The organism is Vibrio celticus, assembly GCF_024347335.1.
GTDB lineage: Bacteria > Pseudomonadota > Gammaproteobacteria > Enterobacterales > Vibrionaceae > Vibrio > Vibrio celticus.
This window is the reverse complement of the sequence record NZ_AP025464.1, coordinates 1,349,667-1,371,883: the sequence shown is the minus strand read 5'-3', so window position 1 is coordinate 1,371,883 and position 22,217 is coordinate 1,349,667. Positions and strand designations below refer to the sequence as shown.

General features: G+C 43.8%; 15 protein-coding genes and 2 pseudogenes. 8 read left to right on the top strand and 9 right to left on the bottom strand.

Annotated elements, in window-relative coordinates:
- Positions 1–198: 198 nt before the first annotated feature.
- The 5 genes from uhpT (at position 199) to manA (ending at position 6,667) form a co-directional block, all read left to right on the top strand.
- On the top strand, positions 199–1,593 hold the full coding sequence (uhpT, locus tag OCV19_RS21985) for a hexose-6-phosphate:phosphate antiporter (RefSeq protein ID WP_065676399.1): 1,395 nt from the start codon (positions 199–201) through the stop codon (positions 1,591–1,593).
- Positions 1,594–1,740: 147 nt separating this feature from the next.
- The gene (uhpA, locus tag OCV19_RS21980; RefSeq protein ID WP_017061545.1) at positions 1,741–2,349 is read left to right on the top strand and encodes a transcriptional regulator UhpA; all 609 of its coding nucleotides are present in this window, start codon (positions 1,741–1,743) and stop codon (positions 2,347–2,349) included.
- Positions 2,349–3,845 carry a signal transduction histidine-protein kinase/phosphatase UhpB gene (gene uhpB / locus OCV19_RS21975; RefSeq protein WP_065676398.1) on the top strand — a complete coding sequence of 499 codons (1,497 nt, stop codon included), beginning with the start codon at positions 2,349–2,351 and terminating at the stop codon, positions 3,843–3,845. The genes uhpA and uhpB overlap by 1 nt, the downstream gene beginning before the upstream one ends.
- Before the next feature lie 8 nt (positions 3,846–3,853).
- The gene (uhpC, locus tag OCV19_RS21970) at positions 3,854–5,194 is read left to right on the top strand and encodes an MFS transporter (protein ID WP_065676397.1); all 1,341 of its coding nucleotides are present in this window, start codon (positions 3,854–3,856) and stop codon (positions 5,192–5,194) included.
- 267 nt (positions 5,195–5,461) lie between these two features.
- Positions 5,462–6,667, top strand: coding sequence for a mannose-6-phosphate isomerase, class I (gene manA / locus OCV19_RS21965; protein WP_065676396.1), 1,206 nt, complete (start codon positions 5,462–5,464; stop codon positions 6,665–6,667).
- A gap of 46 nt (positions 6,668–6,713) precedes the next feature.
- Here the strand turns inward: manA and OCV19_RS21960 are convergent.
- The 3 genes and pseudogenes from OCV19_RS21960 to OCV19_RS21950 all read right to left on the bottom strand — a co-directional run.
- Positions 6,714–7,583, bottom strand: a pseudogene (locus OCV19_RS21960) (IS3 family transposase); the annotation flags it as partial.
- Positions 7,550–8,059, bottom strand: coding sequence for a helix-turn-helix domain-containing protein (locus OCV19_RS21955; RefSeq protein WP_261875691.1), 510 nt, complete (start codon positions 8,057–8,059; stop codon positions 7,550–7,552). The pseudogene OCV19_RS21960 and the gene OCV19_RS21955, both read right to left, overlap by 34 nt.
- Positions 8,060–8,133: 74 nt before the next feature.
- Positions 8,134–10,815, bottom strand: coding sequence for a hypothetical protein (locus OCV19_RS21950; protein WP_065677720.1), 2,682 nt, complete (start codon positions 10,813–10,815; stop codon positions 8,134–8,136).
- 398 nt (positions 10,816–11,213) lie between these two features.
- On the opposite strand from OCV19_RS21950, the gene OCV19_RS21945 reads away from it, so the two are divergent.
- Complete coding sequence (locus tag OCV19_RS21945; protein WP_065677719.1) at positions 11,214–14,132, top strand: alkaline phosphatase family protein; 2,919 nt, start codon at positions 11,214–11,216, stop codon at positions 14,130–14,132.
- Positions 14,133–14,171: 39 nt separating this feature from the next.
- Here the strand turns inward: OCV19_RS21945 and OCV19_RS21940 are convergent, their stop codons facing one another.
- The 6 genes and pseudogenes from OCV19_RS21940 to OCV19_RS21915 all read right to left on the bottom strand — a co-directional run bounded on the left by OCV19_RS21940 (position 14,172) and on the right by OCV19_RS21915 (position 19,289).
- The gene (locus OCV19_RS21940; RefSeq protein ID WP_065677718.1) at positions 14,172–14,696 is read right to left on the bottom strand and encodes a GNAT family N-acetyltransferase; all 525 of its coding nucleotides are present in this window, start codon (positions 14,694–14,696) and stop codon (positions 14,172–14,174) included.
- A 92-nt stretch (positions 14,697–14,788) separates the two neighbouring features.
- Positions 14,789–15,661, bottom strand: a pseudogene (locus OCV19_RS21935) (IS3 family transposase); the annotation flags it as partial.
- On the bottom strand, positions 15,628–16,137 hold the full coding sequence (locus OCV19_RS21930; protein ID WP_261875691.1) for a helix-turn-helix domain-containing protein: 510 nt from the start codon (positions 16,135–16,137) through the stop codon (positions 15,628–15,630). The gene OCV19_RS21930 and the pseudogene OCV19_RS21935, both read right to left, overlap by 34 nt.
- A gap of 83 nt (positions 16,138–16,220) precedes the next feature.
- Positions 16,221–16,478 carry a YdcH family protein gene (locus OCV19_RS21925; RefSeq protein WP_009846137.1) on the bottom strand — a complete coding sequence of 86 codons (258 nt, stop codon included), beginning with the start codon at positions 16,476–16,478 and terminating at the stop codon, positions 16,221–16,223.
- 201 nt (positions 16,479–16,679) lie between these two features.
- Positions 16,680–17,669, bottom strand: coding sequence for an oxygen-dependent tRNA uridine(34) hydroxylase TrhO (trhO, locus tag OCV19_RS21920; protein WP_048613324.1), 990 nt, complete (start codon positions 17,667–17,669; stop codon positions 16,680–16,682).
- Between the two features lie 405 nt (positions 17,670–18,074).
- Positions 18,075–19,289, bottom strand: coding sequence for a XylR family transcriptional regulator (locus OCV19_RS21915; protein ID WP_065676338.1), 1,215 nt, complete (start codon positions 19,287–19,289; stop codon positions 18,075–18,077).
- A 237-nt stretch (positions 19,290–19,526) separates the two neighbouring features.
- On the opposite strand from OCV19_RS21915, the gene xylB reads away from it, so the two are divergent.
- Together xylB and OCV19_RS21905 are read left to right on the top strand one after the other, a co-directional pair.
- Positions 19,527–20,978: a xylulokinase gene (gene xylB / locus OCV19_RS21910; protein ID WP_065676337.1), complete on the top strand. Its 1,452-nt coding sequence runs from the start codon at positions 19,527–19,529 to the stop codon at positions 20,976–20,978.
- 195 nt (positions 20,979–21,173) lie between these two features.
- Positions 21,174–22,214, top strand: a complete 1,041-nt coding sequence (locus OCV19_RS21905; protein ID WP_065676336.1) for an aldose epimerase family protein — start codon at positions 21,174–21,176, stop codon at positions 22,212–22,214.
- Positions 22,215–22,217: the final 3 nt, after the last annotated feature.

Below are 22,217 nucleotides of genomic sequence, written 5' to 3'. Positions count from 1 at the left end.
ATAACAGACCGTAAACAAAGTGATGCTGTTCACGCTTTCTTGATTCCCAATTCTGAACTAAGAATTTTTCCTAGTTATTCTAAGACCCTCTCTCATGCGGTCGATTTTTAGACTCCTTATTATTTCCCTATCAAATAACAAACAATGCATGGTCGCAATTATGCCGTGCAGACCTCATAAATAATAAGAGAGTTCACAATGTTAAAGTTCCTAGATCAGGTTCGAAAACCGACGCTGGATCTTCCGGTCGAAACTAGAAGAAAAATGTGGTTTAAACCATTCCTACAATCTTACCTCGTCGTGTTCATTGGTTATCTAACCATGTATTTGATCCGTAAGAACTTCAATGTCGCGCAAAACGACATGATTTCTACTTATGGATTATCGATGACGGATCTAGGTCTTATCGGTCTGGGTTTCTCTATCACTTACGGTATCGGTAAAACTGTCGTTTCCTATTATGCCGATGGTAAAAACACCAAGCAGTTCCTGCCATTTATGCTTGTCCTTTCTGGTATTGCCATGTTGGGCTTCAGCTTCAGTATGGGCGGCGGCAGCGCTAGCTTATTCCTGATGATTGCCTTCTATGCGTTGAGTGGTTTCTTCCAAAGTACGGGCGGTCCTTCAAGCTACTCGACCATCACTAAATGGACGCCTCGTAACAAGCGTGGTTCTTATTTAGGCCTTTGGAATATGTCGCATAACGTGGGTGGCGCAGGTGCGGCTGGTGTTGCTCTGTTCGGCGCTAACTACCTATTTGATGGCAACGTGATCGGTATGTTTGTGTTCCCATCAATCATTGCGATTGTGGTTGGCTTTATTGGTATGCGCTTTGGTAACGACTCTCCAGAAGCATATGGCTTAGGTACAGTCGAAGAGTTGTTTGATGAAGAAGTCAGCGAAGAAGATACGGCTGCTGAAGAAAATCAAATGACTAAGAAAGAGATCTTTGTTGAATACATCCTGAAAAACAAAGTGATCTGGTTGCTCTGCTTCGCGAATATCTTCTTATACATTGTTCGTATCGGTATCGATCAATGGTCTACCGTTTATGCGTATCAAGAGCTAGGTCTATCAAAAGAAACCGCGATTTCAGGCTTCACTCTGTTTGAGGTTGGTGCACTAGTCGGTACGTTAATGTGGGGTTATCTGTCAGACCTTGCGAACGGACGCCGTGCTTTGGTTGCTTGTGTGTCGCTTGGCCTGATCATCGTTTCTCTAGAGTTCTACCAGCATGCAACAAGTGAGTTCATGTACCTAGCATCACTGTTTGTGCTTGGTTTCCTTGTGTTTGGTCCTCAGTTGCTGATTGGTGTTGCTGCAGTAGGTTTCGTGCCTAAGAAAGCAATCAGCGTTGCGGATGGCGTGAAAGGTACATTTGCTTACTTAATTGGTGACAGTTTTGCCAAACTTGGCCTAGGTATGATTGCAGACGGCACGCCTATTTTTGGCTTAACGGGTTGGAAAGGCACGTTCGCAGCGCTTGATACGTCAGCTGCCATTTGTATCGTGTTACTGCTATTCGTTGCGGTTGCGGAAGAGAAGAAGATTCGCCATGCTAAGAAAATGCACTTAGCGTCTCAAAACGCGTAGCGAGTCTCACGTGCTTTATTGGTTTAAAGCACGTGAGATCATACCAATCGTTAGTTCGATTCAGTATCATCTCTATCAATAAACTCAATTTTAGATAGCTCCTGTTGGGGCTATTTTTCTTTCTTACTCTTAATTCTGGTTAATATCATGATTAATGTTGCGCTTGTTGATGACCACGTCATTGTTCGATCTGGCTTTGCTCAATTACTCAGTCTTGAAGCTGATATTACGGTCGTGGGGGAATTCAACTCTGCGGCAGAAGCGCGCCTCGGATTACCAAGTTGTCACCCTGATGTCGTGATCTTAGATATCTCAATGCAAGACGAAAGTGGCCTGAGCTTATTGGAAGAGATTCCATCTGGCATTGCCAGCATCATGTTGAGCGTTCATGACTCTCCGGCGATGGTTGAGAAGTCATTAGAGTTAGGAGCCAAAGGTTATCTCAGCAAGCGCTGTAGCCCTGATGAGTTAATTCAAGCCGTACACACGAGCGCAAATGGTGGCTGTTATCTCACGCCCGATATCGCAATAAAGCTTGCGACACCCATGAAGAATAAAGCCTCTTTAAATCAACTCACCCGCCGAGAAAGCGAAGTGTGTCAGTTATTGGCAACAGGGCTCGATGTGAAATCTATCGCCGTTGAGCTAGGGGTTAGCCATAAAACGGTGCATGTACACCGTGCCAATGCCATGGACAAACTCAATGTTAAGAACAACGTCGAGTTAGCTAAATTGTTCACACAAGACCAGTACTAATGCGCTCCTATCTAGCCACCTCCCTGTGTGGGGTTTTTATGGCTGGCTGTGCATGGTTCTGTTTATGGGTTATTGCTTTCTATTTCATTAATGATCCTGAGTTAGCCATTCTGCTTTTCCCGTTTTCACTTCGACTGGGAATGACGCTGCACACTCGCATTCACTATTGGCCTGCTATCTATATTGCCGAGTGGGGGCTTGCGATCGCTTTAGCTCTGCTACTTGATGAACCTCAATGGCTGACGATCCTTATCGCCAGTGGATTGAGTATTCCTGCCACTCTCATTGCCAAGCGTTATTATTCTGGTGACCAGAATCGTCACTTGCTAGTGATGGCGAGCTTAATCATGGTCACCGCATCAATTAACGTTGCTGTGGTGGGTTCTCATGTACCAGCCGTTTACATGGTGTGGTTAGCGAGTATCACGGGTGGACTGATGCTGGTGCCTATGTGTTATCTGGTCTGGAACTATCTATTCCAAAATAAGTGGGCGCCACTGAGCTCTTACTTAATCAACAATGTCGTTGAGTTCAAAATTCGTCACATCGCTTTATATAGCGTCTTGTTGGTCGCCAGTATTTTAATACAAACCAGTTTGCCTGATGAATTAAGGCGCTTCGCCCCGTTCTGTATGGCGATCCCTATTATCTTACTCGCCGTTCGTTATGGATGGCAAGGTGCTCTGCTTGCAACAATGCTAAATAGTGTCGCGTTGATTGCTGCTCACAGCGGAACATCCAAACTCGAAATTACCGACTTGCTCTTGTCTCTGTCTGCTCAAACCATCACAGGCATATTGCTTGGTTTAGCGGTTCAAAAGCAGAAAGATCTCAACTCCAAATTGCGAAGTGAACTCTCCAGAAATCAAAACCTTTCACGTCAGTTAGTGACCGCTGAAGAGTCGGTTCGTCGTGATATTGCGCGTGAACTGCATGATGAAATCGGCCAAAACATCACGGCAATTCGTACTCAGGCAAGCATTATTAAACGCGTTGATGCCGCTGAGATGAGCGTTCGCTGTGCGGGTACCATTGAGTCATTGTCTTTGAATGTTTATGACACCACCAAACGTCTACTTACAAAATTAAGACCTAAGATGTTGGACGATCTGGATCTAAAAGATTCTGTGGAACAGCTTATTCGAGAGATGGAGTTTTCGGATCACGGCGTTGATATCCAGTTAAATTGGCAAGGTGATTACTCGTGTTTGAGTGACACGCTCAAGGTCACTCTCTTCCGACTGTGCCAAGAATCTCTAAACAATGCCTCTAAATACGCCAACGCGAGCGAGATTAAAATTGAACTGATTTTAGGTGACCAAGCTGACCTTCAGATCACAGATAATGGCGTTGGTTTTACAGCGCAAGATCTTCTCAAAGGAATGGGGGTTCGTGGTATGCAAGAGCGTGTTCAGGCACTCGGCGGCAAGATGACAATCAACGCTAATGGGTCATCTTCGGGCACCAATATCAGCGTTACATTACCTAAAGTGTGAGAACGAGTATGTTTGGATTTCTGCGCTCAACAACGTCAAATCGTCATACTCTAAGTGATGATGAGGTCAATCAGAGTTACCGCTACTGGCGCCTTCACATCATGATAGGTATGTATGTTGGTTATGCTGGTTTTTACTTCACTCGTAAAACCTTCAATTATGCCGCGCCAGCCATGATCACCGATCTTGGCTTAGACAAAGGTGATATCGGCTTAATTGGCACGCTCTTTTATCTCTCTTACGGCTTATCGAAATTTATCTCAGGAACAATATCGGACCGTTCAAACCCTCGCTACTTCATGGGGCTTGGTTTAATCGCGACTGGTCTGATAAACATCGCGTTTGGCTTCTCAAGTTCGTTAGCAGCTTTTATCTCGCTTTGGGTGCTCAATGCATGGTTCCAAGGCTGGGGTTGGCCTTCATGTTCTAAGTTATTGACGACTTGGTATTCTCGCTCCGAGAGAGGATTTCGCTGGGCAATATGGAATACAGCCCATAACGTTGGCGGGGCGCTTATCCCTATTCTTGTGGGCTATCTAACTCTTCAATACAGTTGGCGTTCAGGGTTTATATGGCCGGGTGTGATTGGTGTTTTTATTGGTCTTATCGTCTGTTGGCGCTTACGTGATAAGCCCACCACCATGGGGCTCCCGACTGTAGGGAAGTGGCGCAATGACCATCTAGAATTGGCGCAAGAGAGCCATGGGCAAGGGTTAAGCTATCGAGAGATCTTGAAAACTTACGTGTTCAGCAACAAGTACATTTGGTTGCTCGCCTTTAGTTATGTGTTGGTTTACATCGTAAGAACGGCCGTCAACGATTGGGGTAATTTATATCTCACCGAAGAACACCATTACAGTTTGATTAACGCAAATGCTGCTTTGTCTCTGTTCGAGATTGGTGGCTTCGTTGGTTCACTTGTTGCTGGCTGGGGATCGGATAGATTGTTTGGTGGCAACCGTGGCCCGATGAACATCCTGTTTGCGATTGGTATTTTTCTCTCGGTATCGGCTTTATGGCTTATGCCTTTAACCAACTTTGTGTTTCAAGCGGCTGGGCTGTTTTGTGTTGGCTTTTTTGTGTTTGGCCCTCAAATGCTTATTGGCATGGCTGCCGCGGAATGCTCACATAAAGACTCTGCCGGGGCAGCAACAGGCTTTGTTGGCTTGTTTGCTTACATGGGTGCAGCACTTTCTGGTTATCCATTAGCGCTCGTTCTAGAAACCTACGGTTGGAGTGGGTTCTTCATTACCATATCTACTTGTGCTGCGGTCATCGGGTTGCTGCTACTGCCTTTCCTACAAGCTCAATCACCTCAGAAAAGTGCAGAGGCTCGCTCTGGTTTTTAAGGGGTTTCTTCGTCAATAAGATAGCTGCTAATAGTCCTCTGGTTATTGTGCAGCTATCTTATCTTCAGCGTTTTTTATACGTAGTATTCAAATGTGACTCTTTTCACGCTTTTCATCGTTCTCACCCGTTTCTAAGAATTTTTCCTATTGCGTCTAAGACCTCATCTCATGTGGGTTCTAGCTGCTCTCTGTAGTCTTTCTAATTATTTACGTTATTAGAAATCAGCTCTCTGAATTGTGTTCAAAGGGCTCACTACGGAAAACGCCATGTCACTCAGCCACTTCTCAGAACACTCATTTTTCCTAATGGAAAACACCATCCAAAATTATGCATGGGGGAGCATTTCTTCGATACGTGAACTGTTTGGCTTTAAGAATGAGTCACAAGAGCCGCAAGCGGAAGTTTGGATGGGAGCGCATCCGAAAGGTTGTTCAATGGTCAAGCTAGACCAACATTTGGTGCCTCTCTCTGAGCTGATTAACAAGAATAAACCGGCCTATCTATCTACTGATATTGCGCAGGAGTTCGGTGAACTGCCGTTCTTGTTTAAGATCTTGGCGGCAGAAAAAGCGCTGTCTGTTCAGGTGCATCCAAACAAGCGACAAGCTGAATTAGGCTTTGCGAGAGAGGAGCAAGCAGGAATCCCTCTGACTGCAGGGCATCGTAATTACAAAGACTCTAACCATAAACCTGAATTGGTTTACGCGATCACTGAATACCAAGCGATGAATAGCTTTCGAGAGTTCGATGAAATATTAGGTCTGTTCAGAACGTTGGATTCGAGCGAGCTGGCTGGTTTAGTTGAAGAGTTTGGCAACAACCTTGATTCTCTAGGCTTAGAAGCGTTTTTCCGCGATCTGTTAACTCTAGATGACCAACGTAAACATCATGCGTTAGAGCAACTTTTGACTTACGCAGACGCTCACCAAGACCAAGCTGAATTTGCTTTGGTTACTGAGCTTAGCCATCAGTACCCGAACGACATCGGTTTGTTTTGTGTTCTGCTACTTAACTTGATTACATTGAAGCCGGGTGAAGCGATGTATTTGAATGCGAACACTCCGCACGCTTACATTAAGGGAACTGGGCTCGAGATCATGGCAAATTCAGACAACGTGTTACGTGCTGGTTTAACGCCAAAACATATTGATGTCGCTGAATTAGTTGCGTGTACAGAGTTTACGCCAATCCCGTTCGAACGCTTATTATTAGCACCCTCAAAACTGGGTCAATGTGATAGCTATGATATCCCGGTCAGTGATTTTGATTTCAATATCTTTCATGGCCCCAAACAAGAAGAAGTCATCACAAGCGGCGCTGAAATATTAATGGCAATAGACGCTGATCTAACGCTAGTGAGTCAGAAAGGCGAGCACTTAACGCTCACTAAAGGGCAATCTGTATTTATCCCAGCCTATATTGGTCATTATGAATTGAGCAGTAACGGCAGAGTGGCTAGGGCGTTTAACTAGGGAAAGCGATGAGCTTGAAATGATCCCATAAAGTTGGACATTTCTGTTAAGCGGCTTTCAAGGCCTGAGTTCGATATTCTATCGGAGTCAGGCCTTTTAGTTTCACTTTTATACGTTTGGTATTGTAGTACTCGATGTATTCTTTAATTTGCTCTATCAGAGCATCTGCATCTTCAAAGCTTTGGTTGTGATACATCTCGGTTTTGAGTAAAGCAAAAAAGTTTTCAGCAACAGCATTATCCAAGCAGTTACCTTTTCTCGACATGCTTTGCGTTAACCCACTCTCCGCTACCTTTTTCTGATACTGTCGATGGCGATATTGCCAACCTTGATCGCTGTGTATAATTGGCTTTGAGTTGGGTTTAAGCGTTGATATAGCCTCCGTCAGCATATCCGTGACAAGCGGCAAGCAGGCATTTTTGGCCACTCTATAAGCTACCACTTCCTGAGTAAACAAGTCGACAACGGGAGACAAGTATACTTTCTGCTCTTTGACTTTGAACTCCGTGACATCAGTTACCCACTTTTCATCGGGTTGAGTCGCACTAAAATCTCTTTCAAGCACGTTGGGACAGCTTTCTGACTCTCCTCGGTATGAACGATACTTTTTAATCCTGACCGTCGATTTAAGGTTTAGCTGAGCCATAAGCCTTTGAACCGTTTTGTGATTAAGCGCGACCCCCTGATTTTTTAGTTCTAAATGAATACGACGATAACCGTATCGGCCCTTATGTTCATGATAAATTGACTTTATCAACCGCAGCTCACGTTCGTAGCTATTTGGGCGCTTGCTCGTTTGAGCCTGATAATAAAAGACACTTTTTGCCAGCTGTAGAGTCTGCAGTAAGTGCTTCAACGGGTACTTGCCTTTAAGAGTTAGAGCTATGACCGCTTTTTCTTTGTTCGACGGTTTTTTTCCTGCTCCAACTCTTCCAACTTTTTTAAAACAGCATTCTCGGTTCGTAAGTAGACTAACTCCTCTTTTAGCTCCTCAAGTGTCATTTCATTATCCGGCTTAGTGGTTCGTTGAGGTTGCTGTTTCATTGAGGGTCTTCCTTTCTGGCGCATTTTGAGCCCCTTGATACCGAGCTCATTAAATCGTTTGAGCCAGGCAGACAGTGTCCCAGGGGATGAGAGGTTTAATACTGCGCTAGTGTGCGTGAGAGACCATTCATTCGTCCACATTAAATTCAATGCTTTTCGTTTTGTTTGAGCAGTCGCGGCATGCTTAGTTGGTAAAAATGAATCAGTACCATGGATGGCAAAGACTTGAGCCCAATACCGTATCTGCCTTGAAGAAATTGAATATTGTTTTGCTAAGTAGAGAGATGACGTGCCATCTAAGTATTGCTTAGCAATGATACATTTTAGCTCTCGGCTATATTTGGACATAAAAGACCCCCAATAATTGGTGTCCAACTATTGGGGGTCAGTTCAGATATTGGCTTGTTCATATTATCTAACGATTATTGAATAGAAGGTAAGCTTTTTGCCTCAGTCACAATCGACATGCCCCAAGAAGGTTCTTCACGGGTGGACTTAATTGAACCTCGGTTGGTCACCCAGGTGGTTTGAGTGTCACGAGGTCCGTCATTTTCGAATTGTGTCTCACTTGTTACTTTACATGCAGCAAAGGTACCCGCAGGCACAGTAACTTCTTCTTTACCTAGGTAGGTTTCTTGGTAGTTGAAAGTGTGCAGAAAGTAAGGTCGTCCGTAGATAATATCGTCTAGTGAAGTCTCTACAGAAACGGTTCTTAATCCAGGGTACTCAGTTTCACCGAATTCACCGCTGATCTCGTCATACCAATAATCAAACTGAGAGGCAAGTGGTGCGTTAGTTGACGTTCCAAAGTCTACCGTTTGATTGATGATTTTCTGGTTGTCAGTAATCGTCAGTGGTAATACTGCTTTAGCCGATCCCCAACCTAGTGAGTCATCAGAGTTAAAGCCCTCTTGACCTAGATAGTGATCTTCAGAGCTATATGAATACTCATACCCCATTAAAGTACCTTCCGGATCTTTGATATCGATACGCGTTTTTTCTAAGCTACCTGCTAAGTCCGAAATCCAACTTGGTAGCCCGGTGACCAACGTAACGTCATTCAGCCAAGAGAAAGTATTCCCAAGATAGATAAACTCATAAGTTAGGTTCTGTGTTACTGGCTCAGGATCCCATATCGGTGTGCGCTGTACATCGTAAACCGTGACGTCATTAGCCGTCGCAATGAACTCAGCATCCGGCAGCGAGTCAAGACAAGCCTGTAGGTTGAGAGGGTGTAAAGGTTGTGGTGTTAATGCGTTATCCAAAATGAACTGCTTAGTCGCTTCATCAAAAACATAAGCCTCACTGCCTGCATCTTCAACTTCCTTGTAGGTAATACGTACAAAGCCTTCGACTACAGACAAGTAAGCGGAGTTATCTTCTTTTTGGTAGTTAGACCATGTAGCTTGCGAGTGGATAGATTCAGGAATCGTAACTTGACGTAATACCTCGCCATTTACGGATTCATCTTTCCACGAACCGAGTTCTGACAATTTGGAGAATGTAGAATCTAAATTCCATGCTCTTGTATAATAAACTACGGTGCCGTTAGAGAGCAGCTGTGCAAATATTTCAGCACTTTCCATGCCTGCCATTGGAATTAAATCTGCATGATTGTTAGACGCTGTGTCATGACGGTCTGATTCATCTTCAGCAATGGTCGATGCCAAAGTGGCAAGCCATGTATCGCTGCCATTCTTAAAGGCGCTAATGCCGTTACACATGTTATTGAGCGCTTCATAGCGATCCGGAGCGTGCTCGGCACACCAATCACCTTTGTAAAAGGTATAAATGTTGTCGCTGATGTCTTCTACAGACAATTTATATGCGGTTGTGTTGTCAGGGAATTTTAAACCTACTGGCATAATGTTAGACCAAACGTTCTCATCATCCGTTTGATCCATGATGGAACGAACATTGAGCCCACTGATATCTAATTGCTTGGCGCTAGCAACTTCACTAAAAATCGAGCTTCTAGATTCTAGAGTTAAGCTGCCGTCTTCGTTCGGCTTAATGCTGGTTAAGGTATCATCGCTCGCTTCCCAACCGTTTTGTCCTAACACCATGCTATTTGTGTCAGGTGTATCTTCAAACTCAACAAATTGCTCAGCAAAGTAATCATAAATATAACTGGTATCGGTAACTGAGTTATCTGCATCAGACTTCAATGTTCCATAGGCAACTACTAAATCTTTGCCAGTGTCATTATCGCCGCCAAACCAATTGATACCGTCTGTTTTGATAAGCTTCGCGAGGTCGGCTTGCTTAGAGCCTTTATTTGCGTCATTTTCTTTAATTTTATCTTCGAGATTAGAGTCATTAATGGCGATGTGATCGCGATTAATGCTGCCAGCAATGTCGCTTGGGTTGAAGTTTTCTCCAGCTGCTTCAATATTTCTTACGACTTCCTCGAGGACTCGAGTTACTTCTTCATTAATCAATGCGGTGAGTGCTTCGACAGAAATACCGGCGCCCGCTGCTGTTTCTGATAACGCATCCGTGTTCTCTGCCATGACTGAAGCGGTAACTTGAGCAACGCGGTGTAGGTTTTCAAAAGCCGCTTTTTGTGAATCGGCTAAGTCATTATTGTTTTTGGCTTCGATATAATCTTGCGTTAAATCGAGAGTTGTCCCTAACTTCTCTTGAATAGCTGTTTTAGCTTCTTCTAACGAAGAACCACTCTCTATTTCATTTTGAATCAGAGTCGTTAATGGGCTAATAAATGCGGATTTTGGAGGTGCAGTTAAGCGATAGCTCTTGCTTAGAACGACACCTGGGTTATCGGTATCTATGGTTTGCCCAGCAACCACTTCGATCAACAGAGTACCTTGTTCAAGTTGTTCTTGAGTTAGATTATCAATTGTAAACGAACCATCGTCACCCGTTACGGCACTTGGCTCATCCTTATCACAAACTTTATTGCTGTTTAGATCCAAACACGCATTGGCTCCTACCAAATAGCCATCAGCGGCTTTTGCTGTTAAAGACGCTGAAGTTGCTGTTGAACCGCCAGTATCAGTTGTAGAGCTATCCGAACTGTCGCTACCACATCCTGCTATCCCTAGGGCTATTGCCACTGCTAACAGTGAACGTTGACCATTCATGTTAGTTCTCCTATTAAGTTATTGATAAAAAATTATTACTCTGGAATCAATCGGGAGAATGTCATTGATAAATATGACTATTTATAAATTGAATGCCATTGATGAGAAATGTATCAAAACGGTATATAGCGGAAATAGCAGGAGTGTTTATTCTAGAGATATATCTAATTAGCTGAGTTATATATGCGAGTGATATCTATGGTGAATGTTTAGTGTTTGTAATTGATGTTCCTGTCAATTGCAGGTTGGGTTAAGTGATTGTTATTTATAGATGTGTATATATTTTATAGGTGCTGGTTGTCTGTATAACCTTTAGAGATGGCCGTAGGTTGACTAATCAGTTTAAACTGAAACAATAAGTCGTATTTATAGAAGTGTGTTGATCTAAAGGAAATTTGATGAGCTCTTATTCTCACGTTCGCAGTTACGCCAGTTTATTCAGTGTCTTATCGTTGGCGCTTGCGTCAGCTCCGAGTGCGGCTGATATATCAACAACGCCCGTCATTGGTGGCGTGTTTAGCTCCAGTGAAGTGTTGAAAAATCAGGTGCTTTCAAGCCTAAGTTATTCTGCCAAACTAACTCGTGATGCGGCTCTTTTCACGATTGGTGGCGTTACATTAGATGCGTATATTCTCGCTCTCCCTTTAGATGTCAAAACAAAAGCCAGAGTCGTTGCTCAGTTATCTAACCCGACGTACTCAATTCCTCTGGGTTATTTTCTCTATAGTTATTACGACCGCTATTCAGGCTTGGGCAGTGAAGATGTGTTCAAATCTTACTTGTCGACGGTTTATGATAAGCAGGCGCTAAAGGGCTTTGAACATAGCCTCTATCATGTTGGAGATAAGCCAACCTCAGAGCATCACGAGCCAGATACCTCGACTGAAGCAACGGGACATCATGAAGGTATTCGTATCGATGAACAGTTCATTGCTAACATGGTGGTTATCTACGATGCGTTATTCGAAATTGGTGTTTGGCAGGATATGGACACGCTCCCTGCGAATTACACATACTTAACCAATAGCCCTGAAGATCTAGCTATCATCGCTCAAATTCAACCGATCATTGTTGATTTGATCGGTAAAGCGGCATTGGGAATGGATGACGGCGACATGAAGTCTGCAATGTTGGCGATTGCAGAAGATGGTAAACCAGAAAACGCTGATAAGCCGAATAACAAAGCACAAGCTCTTACCATCACGCTTATTGATTTTGTGCGCTTAAACTTGCTGAAAGCCTACCGACAGTTTGTGTTTAAAGAAGAACGTGCAGAAGCGCTCGATGATTGGATGCAGCAAGCGTTCAGTGACCAGCCTGATGCGCTCATTCAGTTCTTAGAATCCCAACAGCACAAGCGCTTTGCGGTTCAAGTGACTGTCGATGGTTTACAGCAGGGGTTGATCGAAGGCTTGGTTGATGAAGATTCACCTTTCATTTCGGTTGCTTATCAGAACCATAAAAACCGAGCGCAATACAAACCTAAGCTAGAAACGGTGATTGAGCCTGAGCATCAACAGCAGGTGAGGTTCATGGAGGTTCTGTCTGAACAAACCTACCGTGATCCGAATTATCTTCCGTTCTTCAAAAAACTTTATCAAGAGAATCGAAATAATATAAGCCGAGTGGGTATCTCTTCTACTCCGACGATCAGCGTACGTAATCTACCGATCATTAAAACGGGCGCGAAAGTATCGGGGCAAGGTGGCACTGGTATCCCTAATTTCCACTTTGTTGACCGAGAGATCGACCGAGCTTATTACTTCTTCGGCAATGATGCCCTGCAGTTGGATGTGTTGATGGCAAACAACAAGGTGCAGACCATGTTTGATCGCCTTGATTACCTGAAAACGCTGAACTGCAACGCTCAATATGATTGGAATGCTCACACCACTTACGACGGGCTAGTAAACCTAGGTTTGGGTGAGTCACTGCGTGATTATGGTGAGAAACGCTGCGTTAAAGAGCTTCAAGAACGTTCAGAAGTCGAAGTGGTTTTGCAAGAAAAGCGTCAAGCCTTGATTGAAGATATTGAAGCGTATCAGTCTATATCTGGCTTTGATTTTTTCACTAAGTTTTCAAAGAGAGCTCTGGTTAAACAGTCGATCACTCAGTTTGCCGAGTTAGATGGAAAAGGGATGCCCGACTACACCTTGGTTTATAACCCATGGCCGGATCACTTCGCACACTTTACCGGTCCTTTTAGTGACGAAATTCTGATGCCGACTGGAGAGCTTAACCGACTGGACTATTGGATTCGCCAGATTGAAGCGACCTACCGCAGTGCAGGCGTTTACGATAAAACGCTATGGGGCATGGCAGGAGATCATGGTTTAACGCCAGTGTTCTACGCGCTCAACCCCGAAAAGCAGGTATTCGAAGGCTTACAAGCAGAGCTAGAGTATCCAATTGTGGTTAAGAAGATATCTTCGGACGAGGGGGAAGGGCCTAAAATCACCAATGCTCTAAGCTACCCAAGCTCGAAGGAATTGGATGTGGTGGTTGCCTCGACTGCTGGTGGTAACTTCATGATGGACTTCTTTAATTCGGCTCAAGGGTGGCAGGTTCAGCCTGTTTACCAAGAACTCACGCAGTGGTCTCCGATTGCAGCGCCAGCTGGTCAGAACATAGACATCATCAATCAGATAGCGCAACGCTTGCCTGAGAGTCTTGATTATATGGTCGTAAGAGAAAGCACATGTGATCAACAACGTTGCGCTGTTCGTGTGATTGGCAACCGTGATTTAAAACGGGTCGATGAATTGATCACACGTGAAGGTGACAAGCTTTTCTATGAGTCATTGGAAGATAACCGAGCGCCGATTTTGCTCAATACGCAAAGGTTAAATCCATACCTAGCATCACCAAGCGAAGCTGATTTTTCACAGTATTCTCAATTGGTCGACAAGTGTATTAACCGAGCGGTTAAAGCGGATGTGACAACGTGGTGTAGTAGTGCTGAGTGGACTTCATTGACGCAGCCAACACTTCGACCAGATTCAGTGAATCAACTGGCTAATATCTACCTTGAAGATAGGGCTGGCACGGTTAACTTGTTCCCTAAAGCGGGAATTGGCTACAACACTAAGGTGCCGGGTCGTCATGCTGGTGAGGATTACTTAGAGAAAGATGCTTTCATCGGATTCTGGGGAGCGCCAATTGGCGATAACTCTCAGCAATTGAAAATTGAAGCTAACGGATCTTTAGCGCCAACGCTGTTTGAGTATTTGACCGGAGAATCGGTGGTCGAAGGCGAGAACGGTTGGGGTTTTCCGTCATTGATTGAGAAATTAGATATTTCAAGCGCGCTAAAGTAAACGCTCTCTACCTACTCGCTATCTGTATTTTCTCTATGGTTAGCGAGGCTGAGAGTTAGCTAGGTTGAGAGCCAATCCCATAAAATCATCATCTCCTTCATCAATAACTCGGTAGCCAAGTGACTGATAAAAACTAATGGCGCGAGTGTTACTTCTAAAGCTCGACAGAGTGACTTGCTCACGTCGCTCTTCCGTGGCTCTCTTATGTATGAGAGTCATGACTTGCTTGCCAAGTGAGCGGCCTTGGTTTTGAGGAAAAATGATCAGCAGATGAATATGGTATGCGTTGTCATAAGGCTTAAAACACACAAGTCCAATCCTCTCTTTTCCTCGGTATACCCAATGAAACCAAGAGGGATGGTAATCGTTTAAAAGTCGTTGACGTTGGAAGTCGTCATCCCAACCGAAAACGTCATCTACGTGTATGAAAAGACCTTGTTTCACACACGCAAACAGTTCTTCGAATTCAGAATTTGAAACGAGCTGGAATTGTATATTCTCTTCTTGTCTTGCCACTTTGCTTGCTTCCTTATCAAACGCCTTTGAATAAGCAAACAGTAACATAATTGAAGAAGCCGAATTAGCTTAGATTTGCGATGTTATGAAACCAAAAAGCCATGCGTAGTGAAGTGACCCCATAAAGTTGGACATTTCTGTTAAGCGGCTTTCAAGGCCTGAGTTCGATATTCTATCGGAGTCAGGCCTTTTAGTTTCACTTTTATACGTTTGGTATTGTAGTACTCGATGTATTCTTTAATTTGCTCTATCAGAGCATCTGCATCTTCAAAGCTTTGGTTGTGATACATCTCGGTTTTGAGTAAAGCAAAAAAGTTTTCAGCAACAGCATTATCCAAGCAGTTACCTTTTCTCGACATGCTTTGCGTTAACCCACTCTCCGCTACCTTTTTCTGATACTGTCGATGGCGATATTGCCAACCTTGATCGCTGTGTATAATTGGCTTTGAGTTGGGTTTCAGCTTTGATATAGCCTCCGTCAGCATATCCGTGACAAGCGGCAAGCAGGCATTTTTGGCCACTCTATAAGCTACCACTTCCTGAGTAAACAAGTCGACAACGGGAGACAAGTATACTTTCTGCTCTTTGACTTTTAACTCCGTGACATCAGTTACCCACTTTTCATCGGGTTGAGTCGCACTAAAATCTCTTTCAAGCACGTTGGGAGCAGCTGTTCCAGACTCTCCTCGGTATGAACGGTACTTTTTAATCCTGACCGTCGATTTAAGGTTGAGCTGAGCCATAAGCCTTTGAACCGTTTTGTGATTAAGCGCGACCCCCTGATTTTTTAGTTCTAAATGAATACGACGATAACCGTATCGGCCCTTATGTTCATGATAAATTGACTTTATCAACCGCAGCTCACGTTCGTAGCTATTTGGGCGCTTGCTCGTTTGAGCCTGATAATAAAAGACACTTTTTGTCAGCTGTAGAGTCTGCAGTAAGTGCTTCAACGGGTACTTGCCTTTAAGAGTTAGAGCTATGACCGCTTTTTCTTTGTTCGACGGTTTTTTTCCTGCTCCAACTCTTCCAACTTTTTTAAAACAGCATTCTCGGTTCGTAAGTAGACTAACTCCTCTTTTAGCTCCTCAAGTGTCATTTCATTATCCGGCTTAGTGGTTCGTTGAGGTTGCTGTTTCATTGAGGGTCTTCCTTTCTGGCGCATTTTGAGCCCCTTGATACCGAGCTCATTAAATCGTTTGAGCCAGGCAGACAGTGTCCCAGGGGATGAGAGGTTTAATACTGCGCTAGTGTGCGTGAGAGACCATTCATTCGTCCACATTAAATTCAATGCTTTTCGTTTTGTTTGAGCAGTCGCGGCATGCTTAGTTGGTAAAAATGAATCAGTACCATGGATGGCAAAGACTTGAGCCCAATACCGTATCTGCCTTGAAGAAATTGAATATTGTTTTGCTAAGTAGAGAGATGACGTGCCATCTAAGTATTGCTTAGCAATGATACATTTTAGCTCTCGGCTATATTTGGACATAAAAGACCCCCAATAATTGGTGTCCAACTATTGGGGGTCAGTTCATAGTGCATGGCTTAGAATAAAGTATTGGATTGATTTTTCTATACGATCTTAAGCGCGTGGTGGCGCGTGAGCTGTTTGTGTAGCGAGTCTTTTAGCTCCATGCGTTCTACTTTGAGGTTGTGCATGCTGTCGTCATCGATAGGGCTGCCAGAGATTTCTAGCTGACGGATGTCGTAGTCGAGTTGGTGGTATTTTTGCATGTCTGCTTTGAATTTTTCGTCGTCGTGGTTGAGCTGAACAATGTCTAATTTAAGATCTGGGAAATCTAAGATAAAGGCATGGTTTTCATTGAGCATTGGCACTTCCTCTCTAGTCGAATTATTAACAGTATAGAAGTAATTTTTCGAAAGAAATGTGGTTCAAAACACAAAGCCGTAAAGCGATCAAAAAAGGGCACAAACTCGAGGAATCATCTTCGAACTTGCGCCCTTTTGTATGTATATAGCTAACTATTTATAGTTATATGTTTAGAACTATAAGAGTTTAAAGCAGAAAGTTTACTTTGCTTTCTTGCCAGAGCGTTGCTGCTCTTTGTGTGCAAGCTTTTCTTTCTTACGTTGCTCGATAAGGTGAGCAGCTTCGCCACCTACGTGGGTTTCGCCACGAGCATTCGACAGTTGAACTTGCTTTTCACGTTCGCGGAAACGGGCTTTCTGCTCGTCGCTGTGCTTATCAATACACTTAGGGCAGCTTACGCCTTTCTCGAAGTGTTCAGAAGCTTTGTCTTCGTCAGTGATTGGCAAACGACACGCGTTACACACATCGTAACCGCTCTTTTCTAGCTGGTGGTTTACTGCAACACGACCGTCAAATACGTAGCAGTCGCCTTCCCACATGCTCTCTTCTTCAGGTACTTCTTCTAGGTACTTAAGAATGCCGCCTTCAAGGTGGTAAACCTCATCAAAGCCTTGCTCTTTCATGTAGGCTGTTGATTTTTCGCAACGAATACCGCCAGTACAGAACATCGCGACTTTCTTGTGTTTCTTAGGATCAAGGTTGTCTTCAACGTACTGAGGGAATTCACGGAAGGTTTCTGTGTTTGGGTTTACGGCATTTTTGAATGTGCCGATGTCCACTTCGTAGTCGTTACGAGTATCAACCAGAATCACATCTGGATCAGAGATCAATGCGTTCCACTCGTTTGGTTTCACGTAAGTGCCGACAACATGGCGTGGGTCGATGCCCTCAACACCCATGGTTACGATCTCTTTCTTAAGCTTAACCTTGGTGCGGTTGAATGGTTGCTCTTCGTTGAACGACTCTTTGTAAACAACATCAGCCAAACGAGAATCTTGTTTGAACCATTGAAGAAGGGCGTCGATAGATTCGCGCTTACCTGCAACGGTACCGTTGATACCTTCACTCGCAAGTAACAAAGTACCGCGGATTTGGTTGGCTTCTAACACGTCGGTTAGTGGCTGGCGAATTTCTTGGTAATCATCAAGTGCTACGAATTTATACAGAGCACATACAACATATTGAGACATGGTTTTTCCTTTCTGCGAGCTGGAACGTAAATCCAGAGCGGTTGCCTGTTGTGATCAGAACTGAGTATTTCAACTTAGTTCTGTCTTGTTGGCTTATTAAAATCAGGCGCAGTATAACCAAGGCGGTGCGGGACAAAAACCAACCAAACGTAGGGCTATTTATCACAAAATGTAATGTGGATTTACGATTTAAGAAACCATTTTAAAGCCCTACAGTAGGAAAGGATGAAAATAATAGTTTGTGTATGTTTTTTGTTTGGTGAACAAACCATATCACTCACTATCGTTTTTTTAGTTCCAGAACATTCGCGATGAACTAATGGAAACCTTATTATTCCAGTGGTAAGGGGTTTTCTTTGTGCTCTAATTTTAAGGTTCGGATAAAAATAGAAGTATTAATCGTTGCTAGGACAGTCCCCTCAAAGAACCAGTCAAGGCGGCTTCGCGATAACCTTTAGGCGTTTGGTTTAGGTTCTTTTTAAATACGGTGTACATGTATTGTAAAGATGGGTAACCACAAAGCTCTGATATTTCGATGATGGGTAATGATGTACCTTGGAGTAACGTACAAGCGCGTTTTAGTTTTGAGTTGTGGATCTCTTGGTGAATGGAATGACCACGCTCTTCTTTGAAACGAGCTTCCATGTTTGAACGCGAAATCCCGACATAGCTTAGAACTTGATCCACCTTTATACCTTTACATGCATTGTGCCGAATAAAGTGCATCGCCTGAATGACGTAGGTGTCCTTTAGTGCTTGGAAGTCAGTACTTTGTCTTTCGAACACTTTGGTTGGCGGGATCAGTATCCGAGGCGGTTTCTTATCGGCATTAGGTTGTCCTGCCTCGGTATCGCGGTTTTTCACCAATTTGTGCAACATTTTTGCCGCGCGATAGCCCATGTCTTTACAACCCTGGCCAACGGAGCTAAGAGATACGCGAGTTAAATAGCGTGCTAGCTCTTCGTTGTCGATACCAATTACAGACACTTTGTCAGGCACCATGACATTCAAGTGCTCGCACACTTGCAGTAAGTGTCTGGCTCGTGAGTCGGTGACGGCGATGATCCCCGTTGGTGTCGGTAGGCGTTGCAACCAGTCGGCTAAGCGGTTCATATCGTACTGCCAAGTTTGAGGGCTGGTTTCGTTGCCAAGATATACCGCGCCTGAATAACCCTCACGTTCGACAATCTTTTTAAACGCTAACTGACGTTCTGTAGCCCAACGTTTGGCTGGGTCGTGTGGAATACCATAAAAGGCGAAGTTCTCCAGCCCTTTTTCTTTTAGGTGCTGAAAACCCAACTCAATCAGTGCTTCGTTATCGGTAGCGACATAGGGAACGTTGGGGTAATCATCGGCATTGGTATAAGAACCACCAACGCCAACTACAGGCACGTCAGAATCAACCAGTAGTTTTTGAATTTTAGGGTTATCGAAATCAGCTATTACACCATCACCGCGCCACTCCTTAAAATTATCGATGTTAGTAACGAAGTCTTCTTCCAAGAAAATATCCCACTCACATTGAGAGGCTTGTAAATACTCGCCGATCCCCTCTATAACCTGACGGTCGTAGACTTTATTGGCGTTGAAAAGCAAAGTAATACGGTAGCGTTTATCCATGATGTCCTAACTGTTAAGTTTGTCCGTTTTTGTTTTTTTTATTGTATCAGCGAGCAGTTGCGCAAGGTGTGACTTTTCGCCCAGTCGTGAAATCAGTGAACATAACTGTTAAATAACGTAATTGTGCAGCGTAAAAGGTTGATGAATAGTGTAACTAATTACAACTAGTTACTACGGCACACATAACACCAATTCCGGTTTGTGTAGTGTCGAATTGCAATCAATTGAGGTCTACCTATGTATATTGGAATCGACTTGGGCACATCTGGTGTTAAATCCATCGCGATGTCACGCAGTGGTGATATTCTAGCGACGCACTCTGCTGAGTTATCGGTATCGCGTTTAAAGCCGTTGTGGTCAGAGCAAAACCCACTCGACTGGTGGGAAGCAACGTGTAAAACAATCAAAGGTATAGGGGATAAAGTAGACTTGTCACAGGTTGTTGCGATTGGGTTGTCTGGTCAAATGCACGGAGCAACACTTTTAGACAGCAAAGGAGATATCCTTCGCCCCGCCATTTTGTGGAACGATGGGCGTTGTGAAGAAGAGTGCAAAGAACTGGAACAAAATGTACCGAATAGCCGAGATATTACAGGCAATATCATGATGCCAGGTTTTACTGCACCGAAACTCAAATGGGTCGCAAATTATGAGCCAGAGTTATTCGCAAAAATAGATAAGGTGTTACTACCTAAAGATTACCTGCGCTTTAAAATGACGGGTGACTTCGCATCGGATATGTCTGATTCCGCGGGAACGTGTTGGCTTGATGTGAATGCGCGAGATTGGAGCGATACTTTGCTGCAAGCGACAGGGTTAACACGTGCACAAATGCCGAAGTTGTTTGAAGGTAGTGATGTAACGGGAAGCTTGTCTAGTGAGATTGCAACCTTGTGGGGAATGTCATGTGTTCCTGTTATCGCAGGTGGCGGTGACAATGCGGCGGGTGCTGTAGGCGTTGGTATCACTGAACCGGGACAAGCGATGTTGTCTTTGGGAACATCTGGCGTATATTTCGCTGTCAGCGATGGGTTTATTTCAAACCCTGAATCTGCATTACACAGTTTCTGTCATGCACTTCCAAGTACTTGGCATACCATGTCGGTGACATTGAGTGCAGCGTCATGTCTTAAATGGGTGGCAGACCTAACTGGCTTTGAAGATGTTGGTAACATGATTTCCGAAGTGCAGGTAAACGCTGATAAAGACTCTCAAGTGATCTTTCTACCTTACTTATCCGGTGAAAGAACGCCTCATAATGATCCTAATGCGAAAGGCGTGTTCTTTGGCATGACGCATTCAACTACACGCTTTGAACTTGTTCAGGCGGTATTAGAAGGGGTAGGTTTTGCTTTTGCCGATGGCTTTGACGCTTTGCATGTCACGAAAATGATCCCTGAAGAAGTGTCATTGATTGGTGGCGGTGCACGCAGTGAATATTGGAGACAGATGCTAGCCGATATTGTTGGCTTACCTTTGGTTTACCGTAAAGGTGGCGATGTTGGCCCAGCTCTTGGTGCTGCGCGTTTAGCGATTCTTGGAACTGAAAAAGGCGCACGCCTTGACGAAGTTTGCCCTGTACCCGAATTGGTTCAGCGGCATGAGCCTGATGCGAGTAAATACCGATATTATCAAACAAAACGTAAAATCTTCCAGGAGATCTACACGAAGGTAAATACTTTATTTTAAAGGCTATTTTCTAAAGAACCGGTCTATGTAATTATTTGAAGAACGCAGTTCATATAGTGTTATCTTGATGCTTTGGAGAATGTTATAGAAACTGTGAGCAAAATTAGCTTTGAGATTTAACATTAGAGTGGTTCAAAATTTCATAATGGATGAAACCATATTTATTTCTGATAATGGCTAAAAACAGGAGTGAATATGAGCGTGAATGAGCATAGTGCCGAGCGTAAACATTGGGGGGAATATAACATTTTTGTTCTCGCCAATGAAAACGGAGTGAAGGTTGAAGTCAGTGATTTAGGAGCGACGATTGTCAACTTTTGGGTGAAGGATAGATCAAACATTAAACGCAATATTGTGTTGGGTTATGACACTGATGATGAGTATCTCAGTGGAGGTGCGTACATAGGTGCCGTGGTTGGTCCATGGGGAAATCGAATTAGAAACGGTGAGTTTGAGCTCAATGGAAAGCCGGTGCAGTTGGACCAAAATGAAGGTAATAGTCATCTCCATGGAGGTTCATGTGCGCTGCATAAACGCCGTTGGAATGTTACTGCAAGTCAAAAGCAAAGTATTTCTTTACAAACGGAAGTGATCAATGGAGAAGGTGGGTATCCTGCCGATTTAACTTTACGCGTCACATATCATTTGAATAACGATAACGAATTGAAGATCGATTATAGAGTTGATTCTACGGGTGACTGCCCAGTAAACCCCACTCAGCATGCTTACTTTAATCTATCTGGCCGACACAATGATATTCGCAATCATGTTGTCACTATTGATGCCGATGAATACTGGCAAGTAGATAGCGCTTCAATTCCTATAAATCGTCGGAGTGTTTCTGGAACCGTCATGGACTTTTTGTCACCCAAAAAAGTCGATATTGGTCTCGTGAGCCAAGATAGTGAAATTAAAGCTGCTAAGGGTTACGACCACTGCTATATCATTAAAGGAGATGGGGTAAGAAACGTAGCACGGGTGTTTGAGCCAGAAACAGGAATAAAGTTAGAAGTTCTGTCTGATAGACCTGCGATTCAGTTTTACACCGGAAATCATTTAACTGGTGAAGTCATGTCAAATGGAAAGCCGTTTGTTCAATATGCAGGTCTATGCTTAGAAACTCAAGCATTCCCAGATCAGGTTAATATGCCGGACGAAAGTGCATCAGCCTTAATGAGTGCTGATAAGCCGTTTCAATCCACGACCGTTTATAAAGTACATGTTGATCTACCTTAGTCT